At 28.5% G+C, this 19,234-nt stretch carries 14 protein-coding genes and 1 other annotated feature; of the genes, 10 read left to right on the plus strand and 4 right to left on the minus strand.

Annotated features, from left to right (window positions below; genetic code table 11):
* Entirely contained in the window at positions 1 to 1,146 is a 1,146-nt protein-coding gene (locus BM119_RS00155; RefSeq protein WP_090037458.1) for a transglutaminase-like domain-containing protein, read from the plus strand.
* Between the two features lie 32 nt (positions 1,147 to 1,178).
* On the opposite strand, the gene BM119_RS00160 is transcribed toward BM119_RS00155, so the two are convergent.
* Positions 1,179 to 1,538, minus strand: coding sequence for a tetratricopeptide repeat protein (locus BM119_RS00160; protein ID WP_090037460.1), 360 nt, complete (start codon positions 1,536 to 1,538; stop codon positions 1,179 to 1,181).
* Between the two features lie 610 nt (positions 1,539 to 2,148).
* Here BM119_RS00160 and BM119_RS00165 point away from each other — a divergent pair.
* From BM119_RS00165 to BM119_RS00180, 4 genes are all read left to right on the plus strand, one after another.
* Positions 2,149 to 6,441: a 2-hydroxyacyl-CoA dehydratase gene (locus BM119_RS00165; protein WP_090037463.1), complete on the plus strand. Its 4,293-nt coding sequence runs from the start codon at positions 2,149 to 2,151 to the stop codon at positions 6,439 to 6,441.
* Positions 6,442 to 6,774: 333 nt separating this feature from the next.
* Positions 6,775 to 6,990: a binding site (T-box leader), on the plus strand.
* Positions 6,991 to 7,222: 232 nt separating this feature from the next.
* Entirely contained in the window at positions 7,223 to 9,868 is a 2,646-nt protein-coding gene (locus BM119_RS00170; protein ID WP_090037466.1) for a valine--tRNA ligase, read from the plus strand.
* Positions 9,869 to 10,181: 313 nt separating this feature from the next.
* On the plus strand, positions 10,182 to 10,619 hold the full coding sequence (locus BM119_RS00175; protein ID WP_090037469.1) for a hypothetical protein: 438 nt from the start codon (positions 10,182 to 10,184) through the stop codon (positions 10,617 to 10,619).
* 237 nt (positions 10,620 to 10,856) lie between these two features.
* The gene (locus BM119_RS00180) at positions 10,857 to 12,164 is read left to right on the plus strand and encodes a bifunctional folylpolyglutamate synthase/dihydrofolate synthase (RefSeq protein ID WP_177199279.1); all 1,308 of its coding nucleotides are present in this window, start codon (positions 10,857 to 10,859) and stop codon (positions 12,162 to 12,164) included.
* Positions 12,165 to 12,447: 283 nt separating this feature from the next.
* Here BM119_RS00180 and BM119_RS00185 read toward each other — a convergent pair whose 3' ends face one another.
* On the minus strand, positions 12,448 to 12,696 hold the full coding sequence (locus BM119_RS00185) for a TIGR03905 family TSCPD domain-containing protein (RefSeq protein ID WP_090037474.1): 249 nt from the start codon (positions 12,694 to 12,696) through the stop codon (positions 12,448 to 12,450).
* Positions 12,697 to 12,876: 180 nt separating this feature from the next.
* Here BM119_RS00185 and BM119_RS00190 point away from each other — a divergent pair, with 180 nt between their 5' ends.
* Complete coding sequence (locus BM119_RS00190) at positions 12,877 to 13,755, plus strand: YncE family protein (RefSeq protein WP_090037477.1); 879 nt, start codon at positions 12,877 to 12,879, stop codon at positions 13,753 to 13,755.
* On the opposite strand, the gene BM119_RS00195 is transcribed toward BM119_RS00190, so the two are convergent.
* Complete coding sequence (locus BM119_RS00195; RefSeq protein WP_090037479.1) at positions 13,752 to 14,279, minus strand: DUF4364 family protein; 528 nt, start codon at positions 14,277 to 14,279, stop codon at positions 13,752 to 13,754. The two genes, BM119_RS00190 and BM119_RS00195, sit on opposite strands and share 4 nt — an antisense overlap.
* A 262-nt stretch (positions 14,280 to 14,541) precedes the next feature.
* On the opposite strand from BM119_RS00195, the gene BM119_RS00200 reads away from it, so the two are divergent.
* The gene (locus BM119_RS00200) at positions 14,542 to 15,294 is read left to right on the plus strand and encodes a polysaccharide deacetylase family protein (protein WP_090037481.1); all 753 of its coding nucleotides are present in this window, start codon (positions 14,542 to 14,544) and stop codon (positions 15,292 to 15,294) included.
* A 143-nt stretch (positions 15,295 to 15,437) separates the two neighbouring features.
* Complete coding sequence (locus BM119_RS00205; protein ID WP_090037484.1) at positions 15,438 to 16,157, plus strand: single-stranded DNA-binding protein; 720 nt, start codon at positions 15,438 to 15,440, stop codon at positions 16,155 to 16,157.
* Positions 16,158 to 16,203: 46 nt separating this feature from the next.
* On the opposite strand, the gene dapD is transcribed toward BM119_RS00205, so the two are convergent.
* Positions 16,204 to 16,917 (minus strand): 2,3,4,5-tetrahydropyridine-2,6-dicarboxylate N-acetyltransferase, encoded by a 714-nt coding sequence (gene dapD / locus BM119_RS00210; RefSeq protein ID WP_090037487.1) that lies wholly within the window; start codon positions 16,915 to 16,917, stop codon positions 16,204 to 16,206.
* Positions 16,918 to 17,167: 250 nt separating this feature from the next.
* Between dapD and BM119_RS00215 the strand changes: the two genes are divergently transcribed.
* Together BM119_RS00215 and BM119_RS00220 are read left to right on the plus strand one after the other, a co-directional pair.
* Positions 17,168 to 18,304 carry a pyridoxal phosphate-dependent aminotransferase gene (locus BM119_RS00215; protein ID WP_177199263.1) on the plus strand — a complete coding sequence of 379 codons (1,137 nt, stop codon included), beginning with the start codon at positions 17,168 to 17,170 and terminating at the stop codon, positions 18,302 to 18,304.
* Between the two features lie 25 nt (positions 18,305 to 18,329).
* Positions 18,330 to 19,091: a DeoR/GlpR family DNA-binding transcription regulator gene (locus BM119_RS00220; RefSeq protein WP_090037490.1), complete on the plus strand. Its 762-nt coding sequence runs from the start codon at positions 18,330 to 18,332 to the stop codon at positions 19,089 to 19,091.
* The last annotated feature ends 143 nt before the right edge of the window (positions 19,092 to 19,234 follow it).

Genomic DNA, 19,234 nt, shown 5'->3' on the forward strand with positions numbered 1-19,234 from the left:
ATGGACTATATTTTAAAAGATCCTATAACTTTAATATTAATAGCTGTTTTCTTTATACCTATAATATTAGGGTTTATAAATATAACTTCAACTAAATATATAAAAGAGGAAATTTTAGATATTGAAAAAACCATATGTTTTTTAGGGGCAGTAATAGTATCTATAATAATATCAAGAAAAATAGTTTTATTTAAAGATATAAGTATAATAACAAACTATATACCTAAAAATATAGATATGTTTTTTAATGATCATCCTTTTATAGCACTAGCAATAGTATCGTCTGTTGTTACAAGTATACTATACGGAATTTTATGTTTAATAATACGCTTAATTAATGCTATTACTATAGAACCAATTTTAAAAGGAATTTATAATTTTGGTCAAAAAAGAAGTAATTTTGGAAAAAGAGTTTTAGGAGCTATACTTCAAGTTCCTAAAGCTATAGTATATGTTGTTTTATGTACAATAATATTAAACTTTGGAACAATGATATACAATGGTGATAAGTTTAATTCATATTTACAGAAATCTGATACCTATAACTATATATGTGATAAAGTTGTTTTACCTATTTATAATTCCTCATTTGCAAAAAACATACCAATAATAGTTAATAACACTTTAAATGTTGAAGAAATAAAAGATAAGTCCAATGTAAAGAAAATTATATATTATAATGGTATAACATTAGATGAGGGTATAAAATCCAACAAAGAAATAAATGATTTTTCTAAAAAATTAACAGCTAATGCTACAAATGAAAAGAATAAGGCTAAGTTAATATATGATTGGGTAGGATCAAATATAAGTTATGATTATCAAAAAGCAGATGAAATTATGAGAAGTAATTATGAAAACAAATCAGGGGCAATCCCAACATTCAGCTCAAGAGAAGGAATATGCTTTGATTATTCCTGTTTATATACAGCAATGGCAAGAGCCTCCGGGTTAAAGGTTAGAATGATATCAGGTAAGGGATTTAATGGAACATCTTGGGTAAATCACTCATGGAATCAAGTTTATATAGAAGAATCCAATGAATGGATAAATATAGATTCTACATTCTCAAAGAGTGGAAATTATTTTGATTCAAAAAGATTTAATATGGATCATAAGAATGATGAAATAATAGGAGAATGGTAAAGGCACACAAACTTGTTAGGTTTGTGTGCCTTTTAAGATAACTTCTTTTTATAGTTATCCATTATGAAGTTTATTGCTTTTTCACAGTCTTTATCATTATTATCTAAAGACCAAGCTGTTTTAAAATATATTAAAGCCTTTTTAGAGTTATTGAGCATAGCGTAGCAATAGGCTAAATTAAAAAAGTATTTGCTTTCCTTTTTAAGCTTAATTGCTTCCTTTAAATAATATAAAGCGTCTTCATATTTTTTCAATTTTATAAAACAAACTGCTGTATTATACGAAGAACATGATTCATTTTCTTTATTTTTAATAGCTTTTTTATATAAATTAATAGCTTTATTATAATCTCTTATATTATAAGATTCATTAGCTTTTTCAAAGTAATTCATAGATACCTCCTGATAAAATATGTTAATATCTATCTATCATACTTGACAGGTAAATTAGAAAGTATACATTATAATATGAAAAAGATTTTTAAAATATTCAAGTTCTAAACCTTTAATTAAAAGGAATATAATTTAGAGAAAAGGTATATTAACAAATGATGTGTGTGAAAAAGAAAACAAAAGAGATTTCTCAAATACCCGTTCCATTAACAAATAATTAATTTTTATAGCTAAAAATTAAGGTTATTTGCAATTTGACTAAATAATAATGAAATGCTATTATTATTTATAAGTTTAGAAAATTATGTAATTATTTTCAGAAATTTTTGAACACCACTTGCTGCAAATTTGTAGTAATAGTGGTGTTTTATTAAATTTTTAATTTGAAAAGATAATATTTTAATAAAATCTATATTACAAGCATTACTTTTTTATTTATCCCATGGCTACCATTGCAAATACTCCATTTTTCAGGTGGTATATAGGCACTTACAGGCTTGGATAAGTTCTTCTAAGTTTCAGTTGGAGTAATAACAGTAATTTAAAGAAATCTCCATAAGAAACTAAGAATCACTTTATGCTTTAATTTTATAGAAGGGATGATTTTAAAATGAATAGAGTTTTAAATGTAGGTTTAGATGTTGGATCAACTACAGTAAAATTAGTTTTAATCGACGATAATAATAATATAATATATAGCCAATATAAGAGGCATTTTTCGGATATAAAAAGTACAATTATTTCTTTAATTTTAGATGCAAATAAGACATTTAATGGAAAGATAACTGTAAATGTAACTGGGTCAGGTGGACTTTCAGTATCTAAATGGTTAAATATACCTTTCATTCAAGAAGTAATAGCTTGCTCAAAAACAATTGAAAAATTTATACCATCTACAGATGTAGCTATAGAGCTAGGTGGAGAAGATGCAAAAATAACTTATTTTAGAGGTGGAATAGACCAAAGAATGAATGGAACTTGTGCAGGAGGTACAGGAGCATTTATTGACCAAATGGCTGTTTTATTAGAAACAGATGCCATGGGATTAAATAATCTTGCAAAAGACTATAAGAACATATATCCAATAGCTGCTAGATGTGGGGTGTTTGCGAAAACAGATGTTCAACCTCTTATAAATGAGGGGGCAAGAAGAGAAGATATAGCGGCATCAATATTTCAAGCTGTGGTAAATCAAACTATAAGTGGACTTGCTTGTGGAAAGCCAATAAGAGGTAAAATAGCCTTTTTAGGAGGGCCTTTATATTTTCTATCAGAGCTTAGACAGAGATTTATAGAGACATTAAAACTAAAAGATGAAGATATACTTTTTCCTGAAAATTCTCAGTTATTTGTTGCTATGGGAGCTGCATTAAATTCAAGAGATAACGAATGTATAGATTTTGAAACTTTAGTTACTCAAGTTAAAAATATTGAAAACCTTAGAGATACAGAAATTCGTTATTTAAGACCGTTATTTTTAAATGATGAAGAATATAGTTCTTTTAAAGAAAGACATAATAAAAATGTGGCTCATAGAAAAAACTTAAGCGAAATAACTGGAAACTGCTATTTAGGAATAGATGCTGGGTCAACTACAACTAAGGTTGTGGTAATTGATGAAGAATATAATATCGCTTATTCATATTACGGAAACAACAATGGAAATCCATTAGATGTTACCATAAAAATTTTAAAAGATATTTATAATAAGCTTCCAAAAGATGCGGTAATAAGTAATGCTACTGTTACAGGATATGGTGAGGCTTTGATAAAGAGTGCATTAAATGTTGACATTGGAGAAGTAGAAACCATTGCACATTATAAGGGTGCAGAACATTTCTTGCCTGGAGTTGAGTTTATCTTGGATATAGGTGGACAAGATATGAAATGTTTAAAAGTTAACAATGGAGTTATAGATAGCATACTTTTAAATGAAGCATGCTCTTCAGGATGTGGATCGTTTATAGAAAGTTTTAGTAAATCTTTAAATATGAAGGTTGAAAATTTTGCAAAGGAAGCATTGTTTTCTAAAAATCCGGTAGATCTTGGCTCTCGCTGTACTGTTTTTATGAATTCTAAGGTTAAGCAGTCACAAAAGGAAGGAGCATCTGTTGGGGATATTTCTTCAGGCCTTGCTTATTCTGTAATAAAAAATGCTTTGTTTAAGGTTATAAAACTTAGGGATTCTAAGGAAATAGGAGATAAGATAATAGTTCAGGGAGGAACTTTTTATAACGAAGCAGTTCTTCGTAGTTTTGAATTAATATCTGAAAGAGAAGTTATAAGACCCGATATAGCAGGACTTATGGGAGCGTTTGGAGCTGCTATAATATCTAAAGAGAGACATGAGGAAGAGAACATATCTTCTATAAAAAAATTAGATGAACTTAATAAATTTTCAATAGAAAATGAGATTAGAAGATGTGGACTTTGTGGAAACAATTGTCTTTTGACCATAAATAAATTTAATGATGGAAAATCATTTATTTCAGGTAATAGATGTGAACGTGGAGCGGGAATTGAAATAAAGGATAGGGATTTGGTTCCTAATCTTTATGATTATAAATATAAAAGACTATTTTCATATAAACCTTTGAAAGATGAAGAGGCGTATAGAGGTGTAGTGGGAATTCCTAGAGTCTTAAATATTTATGAAAATTATCCTCTTTGGGCTACATTCTTTAAAGAACTTGGTTTTAAGGTTGTATTATCAAATAGAAGTTCTAAAAAGGTATATGAATTAGGAATAGAGACAATACCATCAGAATCTGTATGTTATCCAGGTAAAATAGTACATGGACATATTATAGATTTAGTTAACAGAGGGATTAAGTTTATATTTTATCCTTGTATACCCTATGAGAGAAAAGAGGATGAAAATAGTGATAACCACTATAATTGTCCTATAGTAACCTCTTATCCTGAAGTTATAAAAAATAATATGGATGTACTAAAGGAAGAAAATATAATATTTAAAAATCCATTTATGTCAATTCACAATAAAAGTAAACTTTCAAAAAGATTATATGATGAATTTAAAGATTTCTCTATAAGCAAAAAAGAAATTGATAATGCTTTAGATAAGGCTTTTGAAGAAATGGATAATTTTAAAGATGACATAAGAAATAAAGGAGAAGCGGTACTAAAATATCTTAAAGAAACAGGAAATAAAGGAGTAGTTTTAAGTGGAAGACCATATCATATAGATCCGGAAATAAACCATGGTATTCCTAATATAATAACTTCCTTTGGATTAGCTGTTTTATCAGAAGATAGCATTAGTCACTTGGGAGATACAATTAGACCTCTAAGAGTAGTAGATCAATGGGTTTACCACTCAAGACTTTATAGAGCAGCATCAATTGTAGCAAACTCTAATGATCTTGAACTTATTCAGCTTAACTCTTTTGGTTGTGGACTAGATGCAATAACCAGTGATCAAGTTGAAGAAATATTAAAATCAAAAGGAAAAATATATACTTTATTAAAAATAGATGAGGGAACAAATTTAGGAGCTATAAAAATAAGATTAAGATCTTTAAAGGCTGCTCTTGAAGAAAGGAAGCGAAATAATTATATTCCAGACATTAAAGAAAACAATAAAGAGAGAATAGTTTTTACAAAAGAAATGAAGGATACCTATACAATATTAGCTCCAGATATGTCGCCTATACATTTTAGATTATTTAAAACTGTATTTGAAAAGTATGGATATAAATTTGAAATTATGCCTTATGATGACAAAAACTCCATAGATGAAGGATTACGTTATGTAAATAATGATGTTTGTTATCCATGTATAATAACTATAGGTTCTCTTATAAGTGGGTTAAAAAGTGGAAAATATGATTTGAATTCTACAGCAGTTATAATCTCACAAACTGGAGGAGGATGTAGAGCAACAAATTATATAGGTTTACTTAGAAAAGCATTAAAAGATGCTGGATTTGAGAGAATCCCTGTTGTGTCATTAAATGCTGTAGGACTTGAAAAGAATCCAGGATTTAAACTTACACTTCCTTTAGGAGAAAGACTCTTAATGGCTGTATGTTATGGTGATTTATTAATGAGATGTTTATATAGGACAAGACCCTATGAAGCAGTAAAAGGTTCATGTAATAAATTATATGAACAGTGGAATGAAAGATGTAAAAATACCATAGCAAAAGGTAGTCACTCTGATTATAAAAAGGATGTTAAGAATATAGTAAAAGATTTTGATGAAATAGAACTATTAGATATACAAAAACCAAAGGTTGGGCTTGTAGGTGAAATATTAGTTAAATTCCATCCACTCGCTAACAATAATGTGGTATCTATAGTTGAAGATGAAGGTGCAGAAGCTGTTATGCCAGATCTTCTAGGTTTCTTTTTATATTCATCTTTAGATAATGATTTTAAATATAGATATTTATCAGGACCAAAAATAAGACAAGTTTTAGGTGTTACAGCTATAAATATTATAGAGCTTTATAGAAAGCCTATAATGAAAGCATTAGATAGTAGCAATAGATTTGAAAAACCTGAAACTATATATGAACTAGCGGATAAAGCAAGTGAAATATTATCCCTTGGAAATCAAACAGGAGAAGGATGGTTTTTAACTGCAGAAATGATAGAGCTTATTGAAAATGGGGCTGGTAATATAATTTGTATGCAGCCATTTGCATGTCTTCCAAACCATGTAACAGGAAAAGGAATGATAAAGGCTTTAAAAGAAAGGTATAAAGAGTCTAATATAGTTGCAGTTGATTATGATCCTGGTTCAAGTGAAGTTAATCAGCTTAATAGAATAAAACTTATGTTAAGTGTAGCATTTAAAAATTTAAATAAAGAAAAGCCTATAGTAAATAGCAAGGAAATAGAAGTAGAGTATATACCAGAGAATACATTTACACTGTAAAGTATCTGAAAAAATAATAGGCCAAAGATTCCACGTATATTTGCTATAAGACAAAGAGTTAAAAGTCGTTCATAGTGGTCTATGGATGACTTTTGACTATGAAGTATTATGCCAAATAGACAAGAATACTGGTCTATTATTTTTTGAAGATGTCTAATATTAAGAAATTATGTTTAAAAATCTCTTGACATAATATTAAATGTTATTATAATTATATATATCAAGTTACAAAGTATGAGTGATGAGTGACAAGTTGTAAGTGATAAGTTGAGATTTTTAGAGCTGTTGTGGTTTATATTATAATAGCTTGGACATATAATAAAAATTTATAAATATAAAGCTGTGAAAAAGAGGAGTAGAGATAAAACTATTTTTTCAGAGAAGGAAATCCATGGCTGAAAGGTTTTCTAAAATAATTATCTTGAAGGTAGCTTTTGAGCTTCTTTGGTGAACTGTTAGTAGCTGAAGACGGTTTTTATCAATCGTTAATTTTAGAGAGCCCATTAAGATGTGGGAAAAAAGGTGGCACCGCGAGTCTTCGTCCTTTTATAGGATTAAGGCTCTTTTTGTTGCAATTTTTTAGAAAATAATTTAATTAGTGACGAGTTAATGATGTTTTTTTCACGTTGTTCAGAAGAGCTTTAAATTAAATTCAGGTTTTTCTTAGAAAAATAAATACTAACTTTCAGCTTCCAATTCTCAATTGTGAACTTATAAAATTAGTGATTAAAAGTTAATTAATATAAATTACTTTTTAATATAAATTAAGGAGGAACAAAATATGGAAGAAAATAAAACTTTATCAACTACCTATAACCCTAAGGATTTCGAAGAAAGACTTTATAAGAATTGGGAAGAAAATAAGTATTTTACTCCAGAAGTGGATAAGAGTAAAAAGCCTTTTACTATAATAATGCCACCACCAAATATAACGGGTAAACTTCACTTAGGTCATGCTATAGACAATACTCTTCAGGATATATTAATAAGAACTAAGAGAATGCAAGGATATTCAACTTTGTGGCTTCCAGGCCAAGACCATGCAAGTATAGCAACTGAAGTTAAGGTTGAAAATGAATTATTAAAGCAAGGTCTAAAGAAGAAGGAAATGGGAAGAGAAGCATTCCTTGAAAAAGTTTGGGACTGGACTGATGAATATAGAGAAAAAATAAGATTGCAACTAAAAAAAATGGGTGTTTCTGCAGACTTTTCAAGAGAATCATTTACAATGGATGAAAATCTAAATAAAGCAGTAAGACACGTATTCGTTAAGTTATATGAAGAGGGATTAATATACCAAGGAAACAGAATAACTAACTGGTGTCCAAAGTGTGAAACAGCATTATCTGATGCTGAAATAGAGTATAGCGAAAAAGAAGGTAGCTTCTGGCATATAAAATACCCTGTTGTAGGAAGTGATGAGTTCTTAGAGATAGCTACAACTAGACCAGAAACAATGCTTGGAGATACAGCTGTCGCAGTAAATCCTAAGGATGAAAGATATAGTCATTTAGTAGGAAAAAAACTAATATTACCTTTAGTAGGTAAGGAAATTCCAATAGTTGCTGACGACTATGTTGATTTAGAGTTTGGTACAGGAGCTGTTAAAATAACGCCGGCTCATGATCCTAATGATTATGAAGTAGGTAAGAGACATAACCTTCCTCAAGTTAAAGTTCTTAATGACAAAGGAATAATAAACGAGCTTGGTGGAAAATATGAAGGTCTTGACAGATATGAAGCAAGAAAAGCTATAGTTAAAGATCTTGAAAAAGAGGGATACCTTGTAAAAATAAAACCTCATGCTCATAATGTTGGGTGTCATGATAGATGTAATACAGTTGTAGAGCCAATGATATCTAAACAATGGTACGTTAAGATGGAATCTTTAGCAAAACCTGCTATAGATACTGTTAAGGAGAAGAATGTTAAGTTTGTACCAGAAAGATTTGAGAAGACTTATTTTAACTGGATGGAAAATATTCAAGATTGGTGTATATCAAGACAATTATGGTGGGGACATAGAATACCAGTATGGTACTGTTCTTGTGGAGAGATAATATGCTCTGAAGAGGCACCATCTAAGTGTCCAAAATGTGGTGGAACTAAACTAGAACAAGAAACAGATGTTTTAGATACTTGGTTCTCATCAGCATTATGGCCATTTTCAACTTTAGGTTGGCCAAATAAAACAGATGATCTTGATTATTTCTATCCAACATCAGTGCTTGTTACAGGATATGATATAATATTCTTCTGGGTAGCAAGAATGATATTCTCAGGACTTCATAATATGAAGGAAATCCCATTTGAAACTGTACTAATGCATGGTATAGTAAGGGATTCTGATGGTAAAAAAATGTCTAAGTCTCTTGGAAATGGAGTTGACCCTCTTGACGTAATAGATGAATATGGTGCTGATGCATTAAGATTTATGCTTGTTTCAGGAAATGCACCAGGAAACGATATAAGATACTACCCAGAAAAAGTTGAATCAGCAAGAAACTTTGCAAATAAAATCTGGAATGCATCTAGATTTATAATGATGAATCTTGATAGAGATCTTATGGAAAAATATAAAGATGAAAAAGATTATACTTTAGCTGATAAGTGGATATTATCAAGATTAAACACTGTAATTAAAGAAATTACTGATAATATAGATAAATTTGAGCTTGGAATGGCACTTCAAAAAATCTATGACTTTATGTGGAATGAACTTTGTGACTGGTACATTGAGCTAGTAAAACCTGTATTCTACGGAGAGGATGAAAAGCAAAAAGGAATAGCATATAATGTTTTATATACAGTTCTTACAAGTGGATTAAAGCTTCTACACCCAGTTATGCCATTTATAACTGAAGAAATATTTACTCATTTAGTTCTAGATGAAAAATCTATAACAGTTTCTAAGTGGCCAGAATACAATGAAATGTTACATGATGAAAAAGCTGAGGAAGATATGGCTTTCATAATAGAAGCTATAAAAACTTTAAGAAATGTTAGAGCTGAAATGAATGTTCCACCTTCAAGAAAAGCTAAGATAATAGCTTATGTTGCTGAAGAAGCTAAAAATGCATTTCAAAGTGGAACTACTTACTTTGAAAAGCTTGCATCAGCTTCAGAAGTTGAGTTTATAGAATCTAAAGACAATCTTCCAGAAAACCTTGTAGCTGTTGTAGTTAAGGGTGGAGAGTTATTTATGCCTCTTCTAGACTTAGTTGACAAGGAAAAAGAACTTGAAAGATTAAATAAAGAAAAAGAAAAGCTTGAAAAAGAAATAGATAGAGTAGAGAAGAAACTTTCAAATGAAAGATTTGTAGCTAAAGCTCCAGAAGATGTTGTTAATGAAGAAAAAGCTAAAGGTGAAAAATACAAAGAAATGTTAGAAGCAGTTCTTTCAAGAATAGAAAGTTTAAATAAATAATATTAGATATGAAATACCAACAACTAAATTTAGTTGTTGGTATTTTTAAATCTATTTTTACATATAATAATAGATATATATAGTAATATTTGATAAATAACAAGCCAAAACAAATTCCAAGTTAAAAGTTCAGCTTAGGGTTAAAATAGTAGTGATTTTAAAATCTATATAAATTCTTAAGAAACAAGAATTTATGTTTATAAATAGTATGTTTAGGGCTATAATTAAACTATATATTATAAATAAACTCTTTGCAAAATTAACAACCTACTAAATATAATATAGTAAAGATGTTTATTAGGGGGTAATGCGTATGCTTGGATTTTTAATTATGTTAAACGTTATTTTGATGCTTCTTTGTATTGTATTTATAATAAAGCTTAAAACAATTAATCCTATAAAAAGTAAGAGAAAATCTAAAAATATTCTAATAAAATTATGTATTATATTATCTCTTATTATGTGCATTAGTTCTTTGTATACTGGGTTTAGAATAAGTGGTCAAAAAATAATATTGGAATATGACCTGTCTAATGATGCTAATGATGAAAACAATGAAGCAGCTAAAAATAAAAGTGATTATAGCAATAGATTATCATTTAAAGACCTTATTATAGAAAGCTTGAAAGACATAGATAAAGCCAAAAATAAACTTGCTGCTTACACAATACTAAGTTATGGTCTTTATTTAATGGCATATTTTTTAGAAAAGAGCGTAGAAAATGAAGATAGAAATCGGTATATAGGATGATAACTCCTATTGTATTTACAAAAAACAGAAAAACATTATAGTTTTAATGAAAATAATTGACGGATACTTATTGTATCTGTCTTTTTTGTGATAAAATATAAAAAATTAAAGGAATTTTGGCTTTAAACAAAGAATTTCTATTAAATAAGATTTTAAAAGTCTTTGAATTATATGGAATAGTAAGGAGGGGAGATTGTTATATAAAAACATTTATATAACAAGTACTTTATGAATACAATGAATTATAATGAAACTATGGATTATATACATAGTGTAGGAAAATTCGGTACAAATTATGGACTATCAAGAACTAATAGAATTTTAGAACTTTTGGGAAATCCACATAAAAAGATAAAAACCATACATATTGCTGGAACTAATGGAAAAGGTTCAACAACGTGTATATTAAGTAACATATTAAAAGAAAATGGTTTCAAAGTTGGTATGTATACTTCTCCGTTCTTAGAGGACTTTGAAGAGAGAATGCAGATAAATAATACTAATATACCGAAAACTAGATTATGCCAGGTTATATCAAAAGTAAAGTCGGTTATATCAACTGTTACTAAAGAGGGATTAGATGATCCAACAGAATTTGAGATTATAACATGTGCTGCACTTTTATATTTTTATGAAGAAAAAGTTGATTATGCTGTAATGGAAGTTGGGTTAGGGGGAAGACTAGATTCAACTAATGTTATAAGCCCTTTAGTAAGTGTTATAACATCTATAAGCTATGATCACATGAATATATTAGGTAATACCATAGAGGATATAGCTAAAGAAAAGGCAGGAATAATTAAAGAGAGTACACCTATTATATTATATCCTAATGAAGATAAGGTATTACGTGTCTTAGAAAATATGGCTAAAAGTAGTAACAGTCCTATTGTATATGTAACTCGAGATATGGTTCAGTACAAGGACGTTGATAAAGATACTTTATCAATAAAGCAAAAGGGACTAATAACTATAAATAACAAAAAAATATTAGTTACTTTGGGATTATTAGGAGAACATCAGCTTTTAAATGCACAGGTTGCTATAAAAGCTATAGAAACTTTAGAAAAAGTCGATGATATAAGTATAGATGAAGAAGTTAAAATAAAGGCACTAGAAGATGTTTCATGGAAGGGACGTCTTGAAGTTTTAAGTACTAATCCTACCATTGTTATAGATGGTGCTCATAACATAGATGGTATTAAAAATCTTAGAAATAATGTTGAAAGATACTTTAAATACAATAAGATAATATTAATATTAGGAATTTTAGCAGATAAGCAAGTTGATGATATGATAGATGTTATTTGTCCTATGGCAAGTAGTATAATAACAGTAACTCCAAATAGCGAAAGAGCTACAATTTGTAATGAACTAAAGAATCATATATTAAGAGTAAATAAGAATGTTGAAGCTGTAGAGGATTATGAAGAGGCTGTAAAAAAGGCACTTGAATACACAGCACCTAATGATTTATTATTAATATCTGGATCATTATATATGATAGGTGATATGAGAAGAATTTTAACAAGAAAATCCTTCTAAACAAGAAAATAGAATGATAAGCACCGATCACTAAATTTCAATAACTCACTGGGTTTAAACAATTGAAATTCTTAACGTAAGCAATACTTTTCTTAGCTAAGAATACTTACGGTGTATCTAACATTCACATGGTGGAAAGGGACACCACCTGAATGAAGATTCGCTCTATCTAATAGTGTGCTAACGCTTATCATTCTATTTAATTTTAAAAAGATGGTTTTCTTAGACCTTCAACCTTAAAAAAATAAATATACATAAAAATATGTATATTTATTTAAAAACACTATTTATTTTCAGAAAATTCTTTCAAAGCATTAGCAAGTTGATCAGGACAAGATGTGTTTTTTTGACCACAGCTTATTCCTTTTAATTTATGCACAACTTCATTGATGTCCATTCCTTCAACTAATTTAGCGACACCTTGAAGATTTCCTGAACATCCACCTTCAAAGGATACATTTTTTACTTTATTATCCTCAATATCAAAAATTATTTTTTTAGCACAGACTCCAGTTGTTTCAAATGTATACATAAAGTCATCCTCCTTTAATTAGTTCTCTATATATTATATTGGACAAACTTTCCTGTGTCTATAATTTTAAAAATTATAAAAATATAGTAAATGTTTTATAGAAAAATTATGCCCTTAATTTACAAATTTTCATATTATATTATAAATATATTATTTTAAGATGGGTAGGTGAACACTATAATGAAAAATCTTTATATATGTAATACATCATCTGATAGTGTATCAAAAGTTAATTTAGAAACTTTAGTTGAAGAAAGTATTTTTATTAAAGAAAATAATTTTAGAAAGGGGCCACATGGAATTTGTAAATGGGACAACATTTTACTGGTTGCAAATAACTTTAGCAATACAATATCAAAAATAGATTTATTAAACAAAAATAACTTAGAAGAGTTCTATATTGGGTCCAGACTAACAGATGTTAAAGCCTTTAATAATATGGCGTATATAACTTGCAGTGAAAACGATAACCTAGTTATATTTGATCTAGCATTAAATAAAGTTATATGCCAAGTTCCTTGTGATGTATATCCACATAACATAGAAATATATGAAACACTAAATATTGCTCTTATAACAAATATGATAAGTAGCACTGTGTCGATTTTTGACTTGAAAACAAATGAAATTATAAGAAGTATACCAGTAGGTTTATTTCCTACTAAGTCAGGTATAATAAGACATGGTCATTTAATGTGTTGTGAAAGTCACATTGGTGAAGAAACAGGACATTTGTCTTTAATAGATTTTAATAGTGGTGAAAAAATAAAATCTTTAGAGCTTGGAAAATATCCAGTAGATTTTTATTATGATAAGAATGATGATAAGGTTTTCGTAAGCAATTTTGAAGATGGCTCAATAAGTGTTATTGATGTTTTAGATTTTAAAGAAATCAAAAGAATCAACATACATGGAATGCCTAGGGGCATTATTAGGTACGGTAAGTCTTTATATGTTGGTGATAATTTAAATAATAATCTAATTATAATAGATTTAAAATCCAGTAAGCAGAAAATCATACCACTAGGTAAAGAACCTAATGGCATGATTCTGGATTAATCTTTAATTATACAATTCATTACATTATTATATATTTCAGAAGAGTTCTCTTTCCAGTTGTTGCAAAGAGAAATAGCCTGTTTGTTTGTAGCTACATTAACACTTATATTCATTAAAAGAGTTTCATTTTCCATAGCTTTTAAATTAACTATGTAACAATTATCCTTTTCTATAGTGTAGTCTGCTGTTATTGTTAGCTCTTTTTTAAGTCTGTCTTTTGTTTTGGATATGTATTCATCAACTGATGTAATTTTACCAGATGATATTCTATCTTTAAAAAATGAAAGAACATTATCACCTTTATCTGTTAAAAGTAATAAATTTTTTTCATTAACACTTTCATACTTAACAAAGCTAGAATGTACAAGTTCTGAAATATATTGTTGAAGTATAAAATAATTTATAAAATTGTTTTCAAGAATTATATCCGTTAATTGCCCATTTGTTATAGGCATTTTTAAGTTTTTAAGTATGTAAAGTAAAAGTAGCTTATTCTCAGCTAACTCTGTTGAATTTTCATGCACTGATATCCCACCCTCCAAAGATAAAATAAATGTACTGCCTTTTATTATAACATAAAAATTTATTTCTTGGTAAATCCTCTAAGATAAAACTTAGAGGATTTATCTTTATATAAAAAGCTTTGTGAAAAATTTCATTTCAATATTATTATATAATAATTCTTTTGAAAATATAAGATTATATACGTAAAAATGAATTATATAGCTAAAAAAGTGCATATTAAATATTGATTTAGAAAACAACATAGGAAGGAGATTTACAAAAATGAAAAAAAATACTAGAAAAATTGTTAAAAGTTTGATATTATTTGTTGTAATAAATGGTTTTATTTTTCAGGGCTTTACTGAATTTGCATTAGCAAAAACTAAAGATCATCCCATTTATTCTGTTGACACAAAAGATAATAAAATTTCTATAACATTTGATGTAAATTGGGGAGAAAAAGATTATACTTTAGAAATTTTAGAAATTCTAGATGAATTTGATGCAAAAGCAACTTTCTTTGTAATGGGGGGTTGGATAAATCATTGTGAAGATAATGCCAATATCCTAAAAGAAATTCATAGAAGAGGACATGAAATAGGAAACCACTCTTACATGCATCCAGACTTTATTGCTATATCAAAAGAGAGGATTATATCTGAAGTATCTAAAACTGAGGATATAATAAAAAATGTTACTGGAGAAAATTGTAAGGTGTTTAGATTTCCAAGTGGGTCCTATAATAATAATTCACTAGATGCTGTTAAAAGTACAGGACTTTTACCTATACAATGGGATATTGATAGCGTAGATTGGAAAGAGCAGGGGGAAGATATTGAATATAACAGGGTTGTTAAAAAATTATCCAAGGGTTCAATAATATTATTTCATAATAATGCAAAGTATACACCTAATAATTTAAGAAAATTGCTTCAAGTTTTAAAAGATAATTCTTATGAAACTGTGAAAATATCAGATTTAGCTTATAAAACAGACTTTTATATAGATATAACTGGAAAACAATTTGTTAAATGATATTGAATTTGTTATTAGATATGTATTATAATGGGATTAAGCTTTTTTTACCAAATAAATATAAAAAAAGTAATATTTATTTAGTTTTATTAATATCTTAGTGATGTAAAGAAATTTATAAACCAAGGGAGAGAGGGGTTAAGATGGACAATTTATTTTTAAACAACAAGATTTACTTAGAGGGAAGTGTGGCTTCAGAACTTAGCTTTAGCCATGAAATGTATGGGGAAGGATTTTACAATTTTCAAGTGGAGGTTATGAGATTAAGTGACACTACAGATTTACTAAATGTAACCGTTTCTGAAAGACTTATAACTAATCTAGATTTAAGTATTGGAAGTGACATAATAGTAGATGGCCAATTAAGATCTTATAATAAATTTGTGGATGGTTCTAATAGATTAATACTTACTGTATTTGCAAGAAACATAGAACCATGTGCTGAGAGAAGTAAAAATCCAAATGAAATTTTCTTAGATGGATTTATTTGCAAGGAGCCTGTTTATAGAACTACTCCTTTTGGAAGAGAAATAGCCGATGTATTACTAGCTGTAAATAGAGCTTATAATAAATCTGATTATATACCAACTATTGCATGGGGTAGAAACTCTAGATTCTGTCAAACTTTAGAAGTTGGGGATAATATAAGAGTATGGGGAAGACTTCAAAGTAGAGAGTATCAAAAGAAAGTAAGCGATACAGAAGTAATAAATAAGATAGCTTATGAAGTTTCTATTTCAAAAATGGAAAAGGTAAATAAAGAAGACATTATTCTTGAAAATGGGGAACAATCAGAGGAAGAACAAACAATTACAACTACAGAATTTACAACTACAGAATTCACAGAAAAAGAAGTTATGTAAAAATATAAAGGATAATCCAATGAGGATTATCCTTTTTTACTTGTATTTATTTTCTTAAATCATCCATTAGTTGAGTTTTGTCTTTAGTTTTGTTATCAACATGCTTTATTATTTTAGCAGGTATTCCAGCAACTACAACTCCGGAAGGAACATCTTCTGTAACAACAGATCCTGCAGCAACAACAGATCCTTCTCCTATTTTAACACCTTCTAATATGACTGCATTTGCTCCTATAAGAACATCATTACCTATTTCACATGGTGACTTACTTGGTGGTTCTAAAACTCCTGCAACAACTGCACCTGCTCCAAGGTGAACTCTTTTTCCAAGTTTTCCACGAGCTCCAACAACAGCGTTCATATCAACCATTGTTGCCTCTCCTATTTCAGCACCTATATTTATAACGGCACCCATCATTATAACAGCATTTTTATCTATTTTAACTCTGTCTCTTATAATTGCACCTGGCTCTATTCTAGCATCTATTCCTTTAAGGTCTAACATAGGTATAGCTGAATTTCTTCTATCATTTTCAACTTTAAAGTTTTTGATAACATCTTTATTATCTTCTAAGAATTTTATCACATCATCATTTTCTCCAAATAATATGTAAAAGCTATTATCCCCAAAACACTCTAAGTTACTAACATTGGCATTTTTTAAATTTCCATTTATATAAGCCTTAACTGGAGTAGATTTCTTAACTTCCTTTATAAAACGTGCAATTTCATAAGGATCTGTAAAATTATAATTATTCATATATATCATCCCTTCTAATTTGTATTACTATGTATTTACAGGTTAATTATAATAGATAATATATCATATTAGAAGGATTTTGTTAATGTTTTATAGCAAATTATATTTAATAAAGACGTATTTTGAAATTAATTATTCAAATATATGTTATATAATGCTATTATAGATGTATATATAGAGAGAGGCAGGTGGTACTTGAGTTCTATAATATTATGTAGTTATAAGTTACATGTAGAAGTCAAGGTGTTATATGAATACAAATGTTGAAAATATAGAAATATCAGGTATAAGAAAATTTTCTAATAAGGTTAGTCAAGTTGAGGGTGCATTATCATTAACCTTAGGACAACCAGATTTTAAAACTCCGGGTTTTATAAAGAAGGCTATGATTGATTCTATAGAGAATGATAAAACAACTTATACATCTAATGCAGGTATAGTAGAGTTGAGGCAAGAAATTTCAAATTATTTAAAGACATTTAATATAAACTTTAGTACTGAGGATGTTTGTATAACAGTAGGTGGCAGTGAAGGGCTTTATGCTGCGTTTCAAGGCATGTTAAATCCAGGGGATGTAATACTTGTACCAGATCCTTCATATCCAGCTTATAAAGCCATAGGAACGATTATAGGTGCTAATGTTATTGAATATAAGTTAAACAAGGAATTTTTAATAGATATAGAAGATCTTAAAGGAAAGATTAAGAAATTTAATCCTAAAGCCATGGTTCTATCATACCCAAGCAATCCAACAGGAGCAGTTATGACAAAAGAACTTAGAGATAATCTTTATAAGATTTTAAAGGATGAAAAGTTATATATAATAACTGATGAGATTTACGCGTCTGTTTGCTATGAGGATAATTATTATTCAGTATGTCAGTATGAAGATTTAGTTGAAAGATGCATATACATAAGTGGATTTTCAAAAATGTTTTCATTAACAGGGCTGAGGATAGGATATATATGTTGCAAGAATAAACTTCTAAATGAAATAATGAAGGTTCATCAATATAATGTATCTTGTGCACCTTCTGTAGCTCAATATGGTGCTTTAAAGGGACTTACACATTGTCTTAATGATGTAGAAATCATGAAGGAAGAATTTAAAAAAAGACGAGATTTTGTGTACTCTAGATTAAAAGAAATAGGATTTCAGGTTAATATGCCTAAGGGAGCATTTTATATATTTCCTAAAATACCTAAGGAAAATATAAGTAGCAATGATTTTTGTGTTGATTTATTAAATAAAGAAAAAGTAGCATGCGTTCCTGGAAGTGCTTTTGGTACTAGTGGTGAGGGTTTTATGAGAATATCCTATTGCTATAGCATGGAAGAACTTAAAAAAGCTTTAAATCATATAGAGGACTATTTAAGAAAGAATTAATATTAATTATAGTAGGGGTGTTTATATGTGCAAAGATGAGAGGTTTGATTTAATTTTACAATATCTAAAACAAAATAAACGTATGTCAATTGATGAAATATGTAGTTTTTGCAGTGTATCAAAAGAAACAGCATCAGCTGATTTAGAACAGCTTCTTTCCGGAGATAAAATTATAAGAACTTATAGTGGAGCAATGTATAAACATAATGACCATGAAAGAAAGACGGAAAACTACGCTAAAAGACTTACTATTGATTCTATGGAAAAAAGAAAAATTGCACAAAAGGCTTATGAATTAGTGGAGGAGGGGGATATGGTTATTTTAGATACCTCCACAACAGTTGAAACTTTTTCTTATTCTTTAAAATATAAAAAATGCACTGTTATAACCAATTCTATAGAAGTTGCTGATGTGTTAATGTATAGTGATGATGTGAATGTTTTTATGCTTGGTGGTAAAATAAATAAAATACATAGATTTTGCTATGGAAGCTCAACTATAAATATATTGTCTAATTATTATGCTGATAAATGTTTTTTGGGAGCTCTTGGAGTTAGTGAAGAAGGTGTATCTGTAGATAATGAAGAGGATGCAGAAGTTATGAGAAAAATGGTAGAACAAAGCAAAGAAGTAATAGTTCTTGCTGATAAATCAAAGTTTAATAGATTATGCCATTATAATGTATGTAATTTAAAAAAAGTGTCAATAATAATAACTGATGAACTACCTGAGGAAGGTTTTATAAATTATCTTAAAGAAAATGGGGTAGGGCTTATTGTAAGCTAGTCTGTTTTTGATATTATAAAATTTAATTTTTAATTTTAGATTTTTCGTGAAAAAATCAACATTAACTTTTAACTTTATATTGAAAGTGTATATCTCATAACAAAGAATTATCTTAATGAAAATAGAATGATAAGCGTCGGGTT

Origin of the sequence: Clostridium frigidicarnis, from assembly GCF_900111985.1 — a bacterium.
In the GTDB taxonomy this organism is placed as follows: domain Bacteria; phylum Bacillota; class Clostridia; order Clostridiales; family Clostridiaceae; genus Clostridium_Z; species Clostridium_Z frigidicarnis.